Raw genomic sequence first — 9,307 nt, forward strand, 5'->3', positions numbered from 1 at the left:
GGGAGCGGTCTACGACGCGGTCAACGCCATCGGGCCGAAGCACTACCGTCCCTACCTGCTGAAGAGGCGCTTCTCCGCGCGCTCCTCGGTGGACGCCGCCGTGGCGGCCGCGTCGTACGGGGTGCTCCACGACATCCTGTCCACGGTCCCGAACGTCCCGGACGCCACTCGCACGACCATGCTCGCCACGCTGGACACGCAGTACGCCGCCGCGCTGGCCGCCGTACCGGACGGCCGGGCCGAGACGAAGGGCGTCGCCGCCGGCCAGGCTGCCGCCGCGGCGATGATCGCCGCCCGCGAGGACGACGGCCGGTTCGGGCCGTCACCGTGGGTGCCGAGCACCGCTCCCGGGCACTGGGCGCCGCAGCTGAACGCCGCCGGTCAGCCCATCCTCGACCCGACGCCCTGGGTGGGCGGGGTGGACCCGTTCGTCGCGCGGTCCTCCTCGCAGTTCCGCACGCAGGGTCCGCTGAGCCTCACGAGCGCCCAGTACGCCGCCGAGGTCAACGAGGTGAAGACGCTCGGAGCGATCAACAGCCCAGCCCGCAGCGCCACCCAGACCTACATCGCCCGCTGGTGGCAGAGCACGCCGTCGAGGAGCTGGAACGAGGTGGGTCGCACCCTCTCGGAGAGGTACGGCCTGAGCGCGCTCGACACCGCGCGACTGCTGGCACTGCAGGACTTCAGCGGCGCCGACGCGTCGATCAACTGCTGGAACGACAAGTACTACTGGGACTTCTGGCGGCCGTGGAACGCCATCCCGCGCGCGGCCGAGGACGGCAACCCCGGCACGGAGCCGGACCCGGCCTGGCTGCCGCTGATCTCGGCGCCGTACCCGGAGCACCCGTCCGGCCACATGTGCCTCGACGGCTCCCACACGCGCATCCTGCGGATGTTCTTCGGTGACGCGCCGGTGGGTGGCTTCTCGATCACGAGCGTGTCGACGTTCCTGCAGCCCGGCGACCCCGCCGTCCGCACGTTCACCAGCTTCTCGCAGGTGCTCGACGAGATCGTCGAGGCCCGGATCTGGGCGGGGCTGCACTACCGCAACGCCGACCTCCAGGGCAGGGCGCTCGGCACCAGCGCCGCCACGTACGTCGCGAGCCACGCCCTCCAGCCGGTCGGGCACCACCACCACCGCCACCACCACCACCACCACTAAGGGGGTAACTCAGCGTTCGCCCAGGTGGACGTCCGTCGGAGCGGTCGTCCACCTGGGGGAACACTGAGTTACCCCGCCGCGGGTCGGTCGGTCGCGGCGTGACCGTCAGACCGTCAGGACCAGGCCCGAGTCGCCCGTGTCGACGGTCACCGTGCCTCCGTCCGACACCTCGCCGCCGATGAGCAGCTTCGCCAGCGGGTCGCCGATGGCGGTCTGGATGAGCCGGCGCAGCGGCCGGGCGCCGTACGCCGGGTCGTAGCCGCTCTCGGCCAGCCACTCCTTGGCGGCGTCGGTCACCGAGACCGTGATCCGGCGCACCGCCAGCCGGCGCTCGAGCGCCCCGAGCTGGATGTCGACGATCCGGGTCAGCTCCTCCTTGGTGAGGGCGTCGAACAGGACGACCTCGTCCAGCCGGTTGAGGAACTCCGGCTTGAAGGAGGCCCGCACGACGGCCATCACGTTCTCGCGCTTGACGTCCTCGTCCATCAGCGGGTCGACGAGGAACTGCGAGCCGAGGTTCGAGGTCAGGACGAGCAGCGTGTTGCGGAAGTCGACCGTCCGGCCCTGACCGTCCGTCAGCCGCCCGTCGTCGAGCACCTGCAGCAGGATGTCGAAGACCTCCGGGTGCGCCTTCTCGACCTCGTCGAGCAGCACCACCGAGTACGGCCGGCGGCGGACCGCCTCGGTCAGCTGGCCACCCTCCTCGTAGCCGACGTAGCCCGGAGGCGCCCCGACCAGCCGGGCGACCGAGTGCTTCTCGGAGTACTCCGACATGTCGATGCGGACGATCGCCCGCTCGTCGTCGAACAGGAAGTCCGCCAGCGACTTGGCGAGCTCGGTCTTGCCGGTGCCTGTCGGGCCGAGGAAGAGGAACGAGCCGGCCGGGCGGTTGGGGTCGGAGATCCCGGCCCGCGAGCGCCGTACGGCGTCCGACACCGCCTGGACGGCGGTCCGCTGCCCGATCAGGCGCTCCCCGATGACCTCCTCCATCCGGAGCAGCTTCGCGGTCTCGCCCTCGAGCATGCGACCGGTCGGGATGCCGGTCCACGCCTCGACGACCTCGGCCACCTGCTCGGCGCCGACCTCCTCGCCGACCAGCTTGTCCGTGCCCGCGAGCGGCTCGTCGGGAGCGTTGGCGGCCTCCTCGATGCGGTGCTCGAGCTCCTTGATGCGGGTCTCGGTCTGGTAGCGCTGCTCGAGCAGCGCGTACCGCTCGGGCCCCTCGGGGGCGATGAGCGACTCACGGGTGAGCCGGTCGAGCTCGACGCGCAGCCCGTCGACCTGGCGGCGCAGCTCGCCCTCGCCCTCCAGGGATGCCTTCTCGCGCTCCCAGCGGGCCTCGAGGGCACGCAGCTCCTCGGACTTGTCGGCGAGGTCCTTGCGCAGGGCGACGAGGCGCTCGACGGATGCCTCGTCGGTCTCCTTCGCGAGCGCGAACTCCTCCATCTTGAGCCGGTCGACCTGGCGCCGGAGCTGGTCGAGCTCCTCCGGGCTGCTCTCGATCTCCATCCGCAGGCGGGACGCCGCCTCGTCGATGAGGTCGATCGCCTTGTCGGGCAGCTGACGGCCGCTGATGTAGCGGTCGGAGAGCGACGCGGCGGCGACCAGCGCGGCGTCGGTGATCCGGACGCCGTGGTGTGCCTCGTACTTCTCCTGGATCCCGCGCAGGATCTGGATGGTGTCCTCGACGCTCGGCTCGCCGACGTACACCTGCTGGAAGCGGCGCTCCAGGGCCGGGTCCTTCTCGATGGACTCGCGGTACTCGTCGAGCGTGGTCGCGCCGATCATGTGCAGCTCGCCGCGGGCGAGCATCGGCTTGAGCATGTTGCCGGCGTCCATCTGGCTGTCGCCGCCCGCGCCCGCTCCGACGACCGTGTGAAGCTCGTCGATGAACGTGATGACACGGCCCTCGGCCTGCTTGATCTCGTCGAGGACGGCCTTGAGCCGCTCCTCGAACTCGCCGCGATACTTCGCGCCCGCGACCATCGCCGCCAGGTCCAGGCTGAGCACGCGACGCCCCTTGAGGCTGTCCGGCACGTCGCCGGCGACCACTCGCTGCGCGAGGCCCTCGACCACCGCGGTCTTGCCGACGCCGGGCTCGCCGATGAGCACGGGGTTGTTCTTGGTGCGCCGGCTCAGCACCTGGATGACCCGCCGGATCTCGGCATCACGGCCGATGACGGGGTCGAGCCGACCCTCCTCGGCGGCCCGGGTCAGGTCGACGGAGTACTTCTCCAGAGCGTCGTACGTCGACTCGGCGTCCTGGCTCGTGACGTGGCGGTTGCCCCGCACGGCCGTCAGCGAGTCCCGCAGCCCGTCGGCGCTCAGGCCCGCGTCGGTCAGCACCCGCTTGGCGGTCGAGTCGACCGTCGCGAGCGCGATGAGGAGGTGCTCGGTCGCGACGTAGTCGTCCTTCATCGACGGCGCCAGGTCGAGCGCCGTCGCGAGGACACGCGTCAGTGCGGCCGAGGCGCCGGGCTGCTGCACGGTGCTGCCGCTCGCGCGCGGCAGCTTGTCGCGCTCGACGCTGGCGGCGTGCACGAGCGAGGCGGCATCGGCCCCCGACTTCGCGACAAGGTTGGCGGCCGTGCCGTCCGGCTGCAGCAGCAGGGCGACCAGGAGGTGGATGGGCTCGGTGGAGGTGTTCCCCGCAGTCGTGGCGGAGAGCTGGGCAGCCTCGATCGCCTCGCGGCTGCGGTTGGTGAACTTCTCGACGCCGAACTGGCTCATCGTGGTGGTTGCTCCTGTGTGTCGTGTCACTCGGTGGTCAGCATCCGAAGTGTGCTGCTCACCGTGGCAACACGCCAGGAGTTGAGTGCATTCCACTCAACTTTGAACATTTTTCGAATGATTCCGGCGTCGACCGGGCACTAGGCGGATTGGCCCGACGACCACCTGTCTGGTTGATTGGACGGTCGAGACCAACCCCCTGATCTCGGTGGAGGAAGCCCGACGTGACGCAGCAGAACCCCGGAAAGCACCTGGCAGTCAGACGCCGCGCGATCAAACGCCCCCCGCTGACGCGAGCGGTCCCGCTGGGCGCGCTCCTCGTCGCGACCACCGGTGCGGTCGCCGCCGTCGCCCTGCCGGGGGACTCCGACGCTCCCGCGACGAGGTCGACGACCTCCGCGCGCGAGACCTGGACCCCGCCGGCGCCACAGGTCGTCGCGCACGGCACGCGCGTGGCTCCGGCCGCGTTCGTCACACCGTCCGCAGGTCGGCACCGCGGCAAGCCCGCTGCCGCCTCGCGCCCCGATGCGGCCACGACACCGGCCGCGACCACCGGCACCGCCCCGCGTGCGAACACGGGCGGGCGGCACCGCGCGGACGTCGCACACGCGTCGCCGACGGGGCACTCCGCACCCGCGACCCATGCCGCCCCGGCGCCGACGCCGTCCGGCAGTGGCTCGGGCAGCGCCTCCGGCTCGGGCTCGGGCTCCAACTCCGGGTCCGGCTCCACTGGCGGCTCCGGTAGCGTCGTCGACTCGGTCGTCGGCACCGTCGCGACCACCGTGAACGGCCTCGTCGGCGGCCTGGTGCCCGGCAGCACCACTCCCTGACGCCCCCTTGAGGGCGGCGGGCGCTCCCTGACCGGTCGGGCACCTCTCAGACCGTCGGCGGCACCGCTGCCTCGGCCTCGCCCGGGTCCGCGTGCTCGGGGAACACCTCCGTGGCCGCCTCCACCTCCGACACCAGGCACGTGCGGCAGAAGCCCTCGCCGAAGGGCGTCAGGTGGATCGACCGCCGCACCACCCTGGCGAACTTCACCGAGTGGACGGCGCCGAGCACGTCGGGCTGGGCCTCGAGCACCTGGTACTCCTGCGGGTCCTTGAGCGCCTCCTTGGAGAACCACACGAGTCCGAGCCGGAACAGGTTGTTGAGGTAGGCCGGCACCTGGTCGGCGTACCGGACCCCGGAACGCATGCCGATCATCGACAGGCCGGGCGCGATCAGGTGGCTGTTCCCCATCCGCACGGCCCCGCCGGTGCGCACGTCCACCGACGGCTGCGGGCCGCCCTGCAGCAGGAGCAGGAGGATCCGACCCTCGTCGGGGGCGAGCTCCTCGAGGATCCGGACGTACGCCGGGTGGCCCTGCTCGTTCGACCAGACGTCGCGCGACCGCTCGAGCAGGTCGGCGCCGCGCTCACGCAGGCTGCGCGGAGAGAGCGGAGGCGGAGGCGGCGGCTGCTCGAACGCGTCCGCGAGCGACTCACCGGCGACCACCAGCGCCCGGCCCACCGGCACGCCCGAGGCGACCGAGTGGGCGAGCTCGCCGACGGCCGCGGCTGCGGCGGTGACCTCCCGGACGAGCTCGGCGGCCTCGGCGGGGTCGCGGACGGAGCGAACGACGCGCCAGCCGGTCCGCAGCGACGTACGCACCCCCCACTCGGCCGCGTTGACGGACGCCGTCGCCGCCACCCGGGTGAGCCCTGGGAGGGCCGCGACGACGGGGACGACGGTGCCGAGCCGTGAGCGGCGGTGCGGGACGAGGTCACTCATAGGACCATCCTGAAGAGGAAGTAGTGGAGGAAGCCACCGGCCAGGCCCATGATCGCGCCATGGGCGTACAGCATCCACTCATCCTCCTTGATCGCGGCGCGCATCATCTCGACGAAGTCCTTCGGCGGCAGCTCTTTGGTGCGCATCGCGACGAGTGACTGGATCCGTGCCGCCTGCTGGCGGCTGAAGGCGGCGTCCTGGAACGGCGTCAGCGTGCGGCCGACCGCCTCGCGGGCGACCGAGTCGCGGATGGTGTCGAAACGTCGCGTCCCGACCGCGACGCGGACGGCCCCGCGGGCCGGGCCCGCCGCCTGGTCGATCGCCGGCCGCAGGGCGGCGGCCAGCATCGCGCGGGTGCGGTCGCCCGAGGGGCCGTCGAGCAGGTAGTCGCCGATCCGCTCCAGCGTGATGACGTCCTCGGAGATGATGCGGGCGTAGACCTCCGCCGCCGCGCTCTGCCGCCGCGGGAACAGCCCCTGCACCTTCACACCGAGGACCCGCCTCGGCTCCGGCGGCTCGAAGATCAGCCACATGCCGAGGGCGTTGGTCGCCCACCCGACGACCACGCCCATGACGGCCAGCGTCCACCAGGAGTGCCAGAACGTGTCGATCACCGCAACCGGGATGCCGAGCAGGAAGCCGAAGACGAAGCCGAACGCGACCATCAGGTTGAGCTCGCGCTGCCCGAAGTCGCGGAAGATCCGTACGACGAGCTCGGGAGTCTTCCGGAAGTGCTCGATGACCATGTACTTCGGGTCGAGGAGCTGGTCGATGTGGACGCCGATCTCGTCGGTGACGCGTCCCACGATGGTCGGGAGCTGCGCCTGGACGCGCACGACGATGCCGTCACGGACCGGCTGCGGCAGGTCGCGCCACAGCCGCGGGTGCTCGGCGCGCATCACCTGGTCGACGAGCTGCGGCACCTCGGGCGTGAACGTATCGACGATGTGCTCGGCGATCCGCTCGGGCTCGAGCTGCTGGTAGAAGTCCCGCGGCGTGCCGAGCTTGGCGATCGCCTTGTCCACCGCGATCGACCCCATCTTGGCGGCGCGTGCGGGGATGATGCCCTGCCAGCCGACGCCACCTTGCAGGATGCCCGGCACCTCCTGCACCTTGCGCGGCAGCAGGGAGGCGAACTCGCGCATCCCCGGGACCCGGACGCCCTTGAAGCGGAGGGGGTTGAACAGCATCCACAGGCCGCTCCAGTTGATCAGCCAGCCGACGACGCCGGTGAACACGGGGATGGTCGCGAACTCCACCCAGTGGACGTCGGACGCCCACTCGCGCAGCCAGTCCAAGCTCACCCCTTCGTCGGTCAGCCCTCCCCCGGACCCGAACGAGGTTAGCGGCCGGCCCGGGGATCGGTCACCGGCCGCGCCGCCAGACCACGACCGACATGTCGGGATCCGGACGGCGCAGGACGGGGAGCTTGTTGGCGGGCTTCACGATCGGGCTCTCCGGCGTACGCCGGCCGGTGGCGACCTGGCGCAACGCCTCCCGCGTCGCCTCGAGCTCGACGACGAGCTCGGCGTTGCGTGCCGCCAGGGCCTCGATCCGGTCCTCGAGCTCCAGGATGCGGCGCACCCCCTCGATGCCGATCCCGGCCGAGGTCAGCTGCGCGATCTGGCGCAGCAGCTCGATGTCGTGGTGGGAGTAGCGTCGCCCGCCGCCGCCGGTGCGGCCCGGCGTGATGAGCCCCATCCGCTCGTAGGTGCGCAGCGTCTGCGGGTGCAGCCCGGTCAGCTCGGCCGCCACCGAGATGACGTAGACCGCGGCTCCGGGATCCGGGGTCAGGGGAGGCACGGCTCAGGCTCCGGCCTGCTCGAAGAGGTTGGCTCGCAGCGGCTTGCTGGACGTCGCGGCACGGTAGGCCTCGACGGCCGCACGTGCCTCGGCGTCGAGCACCGCGGGCACCTGCACCTCGACGGTGGCGAGCAGGTCGCCCTTGGTGCCGTCACTCTTCTGGGCGCCCTTGCCGCGGACGCGGAAGGTGCGACCCGTCGGCGTGCCGGCGGGGATCTTGAGCGTCACCGGGGTGCCGGAGAGCGTGGGCACCTTGATCTCCGCGCCCAGCGCCGCCTCGTCGAACGCGATCGGCACCTCGACGGCGAGGTTGTCGCCCGAGCGCTTGAAGATGCGGTGCGGGGTGACCTTGACCGTGACGTAGAGGTCGCCGTTCGGGCCGCCCGACTCGCCGGCCGCGCCCTTGCCGCGCAGCCGGATCCGCTGGCCGTCCTTCACGCCGGCGGGGATGCGGGCCGAGATGGTGCGACCGGACAGCCCGCGCCCCGAGCCCTTGCAGGTCGGGCACGGCTCGTCGTAGATGAGCTGGCGTCCGCCGCAGCGCGGGCAGGTCTCGTTGACCGAGAAGCCACCCATGTCGTTGACGATGAAGCCGGCGCCCTCGCAGTCGGGGCAGACGTGCGGTCGGGTCCCCGGCTTGCCGCCCGTCCCGTTGCAGTCGGGGCACGGCGCGTCGGAGGTCAGCCGCAGCTGGATCGTGACGCCCTCGAGCGACTCGACGAAGCCGATCGTGGCGGTCGTCTCGATGTCGGCGCCCTTCGTGGCGCGCGGCCGCGACGTACGTCGCTGGCCACGCCCGAAGAGGTCGCCGAACATGTCGCCGAAGCCACCGCCGGCGGTCCCACCCGTGCCGCCCGCGTTGCCGAACAGGTCCTCGAAGTTGTAGGTCCGACCGCCGGCGTACGTCGACTGGCCGCCGAAGCCGAACGGGTTGCCGCCGGCGTACAGCGAGCGCATCTCGTCGTACTTCTTGCGCTTGTCAGGGTCGCCGACGACGTCGTAGGCCTCGGCGACCTTCTTGAACTTCTCGTGCTTCGCGGTGTCGCCCGGGTTGGAGTCGGGGTGGTTCGCCCGCGCGAGCTTGCGGTAGGACTTCTTGATCTCGTCCGCGCTCGCGTCCTTCTTGACGCCGAGCTCGGCGTAGAAGTCCTTGTTCGCCCAGTCGGCCCGGAAGCCGTTGGTCTCGTCAGCCATCCCTCCTCCTCTCTTTCATCGAACCCGGGGTTGTGGTCCGCCGAACCCGGGATTGTTGCCTGTCGAGCCCGGGGTTGTGGCCCCCGCGGTGGCCACAACCCCGGGTTCGGGGGACCACAACCCCGGGTTCGATGTCACTCAGGGTCGACGACCAGGACCTGCGCGGCACGTACGACGCGCTCGCCGATCCGGTAGCCGGCCTTCGCGATCACCTTCACAGTCGTCTCCGTGACGTCGGCGTCGGTGCCGAGGTGCGAGAGCGCCTCGTGCAGCGTCGGGTCGAACACCTCGCCCGGCTCGCCGAACTTGGTGAGCCCCAGCCCGGCGACGATCCGCTCCAGCTGGTCGGCGACCGCCTTGAAGCCGCCCTCGAGCGGCGCGTGCTCACGGGCCCGGTCGATCGTGTCGAGCACGTCGACGATCGGGGCGAGCGCGACGTACGTCGCGTTCTCCCTGACCAGCTCGCGGTCGCGGTCCACCCGGCGCTTGTAGTTGAGGTACTCCGCCTGGAGCCGCTGCAGGTCGCCGGTCAGCTCGTCGATCCGCAGCTGGAACTTCGCCTGCGGGTCCTCATCGGCGAGCTCGCTGTCGACGTTGTCCGCGGCCTCCGCGACCTCGTCGAGCGACTCCGTGACCTCGGCCCCGTCG

8 protein-coding genes are annotated in these 9,307 nt (G+C 71.5%); 2 read left to right on the forward strand and 6 right to left on the reverse strand.

Features of this window, described 5'->3' with window-relative positions; genetic code table 11:
- Positions 1 to 1,162: vanadium-dependent haloperoxidase (locus ABD205_RS01220; RefSeq protein WP_344041569.1), on the forward strand; the 1,162-nt coding region annotated here is incomplete at its 5' end.
- Between the two features lie 105 nt (positions 1,163 to 1,267).
- Here the strand turns inward: ABD205_RS01220 and clpB are convergent.
- Positions 1,268 to 3,892, reverse strand: coding sequence for an ATP-dependent chaperone ClpB (clpB, locus tag ABD205_RS01225; RefSeq protein WP_344041571.1), 2,625 nt, complete (start codon positions 3,890 to 3,892; stop codon positions 1,268 to 1,270).
- A gap of 224 nt (positions 3,893 to 4,116) precedes the next feature.
- Here clpB and ABD205_RS01230 point away from each other — a divergent pair, with 224 nt between their 5' ends.
- Positions 4,117 to 4,722, forward strand: a complete 606-nt coding sequence (locus tag ABD205_RS01230; RefSeq protein WP_344041573.1) for a hypothetical protein — start codon at positions 4,117 to 4,119, stop codon at positions 4,720 to 4,722.
- Between the two features lie 46 nt (positions 4,723 to 4,768).
- Here the strand turns inward: ABD205_RS01230 and ABD205_RS01235 are convergent, their stop codons facing one another.
- The 5 genes from ABD205_RS01235 to grpE all read right to left on the reverse strand — a co-directional run.
- Positions 4,769 to 5,662 carry an Abi-alpha family protein gene (locus ABD205_RS01235; protein WP_344041575.1) on the reverse strand — a complete coding sequence of 298 codons (894 nt, stop codon included), beginning with the start codon at positions 5,660 to 5,662 and terminating at the stop codon, positions 4,769 to 4,771.
- Entirely contained in the window at positions 5,659 to 6,966 is a 1,308-nt protein-coding gene (locus ABD205_RS01240) for a DUF445 domain-containing protein (RefSeq protein ID WP_344041577.1), read from the reverse strand. Before ABD205_RS01240 ends, ABD205_RS01235 begins: the two co-directional genes overlap by 4 nt.
- 61 nt (positions 6,967 to 7,027) lie before the next feature.
- Positions 7,028 to 7,465: a heat shock protein transcriptional repressor HspR gene (locus ABD205_RS01245; protein WP_344041579.1), complete on the reverse strand. Its 438-nt coding sequence runs from the start codon at positions 7,463 to 7,465 to the stop codon at positions 7,028 to 7,030.
- A 3-nt stretch (positions 7,466 to 7,468) separates the two neighbouring features.
- On the reverse strand, positions 7,469 to 8,659 hold the full coding sequence (gene dnaJ / locus ABD205_RS01250; RefSeq protein WP_344041581.1) for a molecular chaperone DnaJ: 1,191 nt from the start codon (positions 8,657 to 8,659) through the stop codon (positions 7,469 to 7,471).
- Positions 8,660 to 8,793: 134 nt separating this feature from the next.
- Positions 8,794 to 9,307 (reverse strand): nucleotide exchange factor GrpE (gene grpE, locus ABD205_RS01255; RefSeq protein WP_344041583.1); only part of this gene is annotated, 514 nt, incomplete at its 5' end.

It is taken from the genome of Nocardioides panacihumi (assembly GCF_039530925.1).
GTDB lineage: Bacteria > Actinomycetota > Actinomycetes > Propionibacteriales > Nocardioidaceae > Nocardioides > Nocardioides panacihumi.

Bases quoted from the DNA above. Each gene is read 5' to 3' on its own strand.
- clpB (WP_344041571.1), bottom strand. From the start codon at position 3,892: ATGAGCCAGTTCGGCGTCGAGAAGTTCACCAACCGCAGCCGCGAGGCG.
- ABD205_RS01235 (WP_344041575.1), bottom strand. From the start codon at position 5,662: ATGAGTGACCTCGTCCCGCACCGCCGCTCACGGCTCGGCACCGTCGTC.
- dnaJ (WP_344041581.1), bottom strand. From the start codon at position 8,659: ATGGCTGACGAGACCAACGGCTTCCGGGCCGACTGGGCGAACAAGGAC.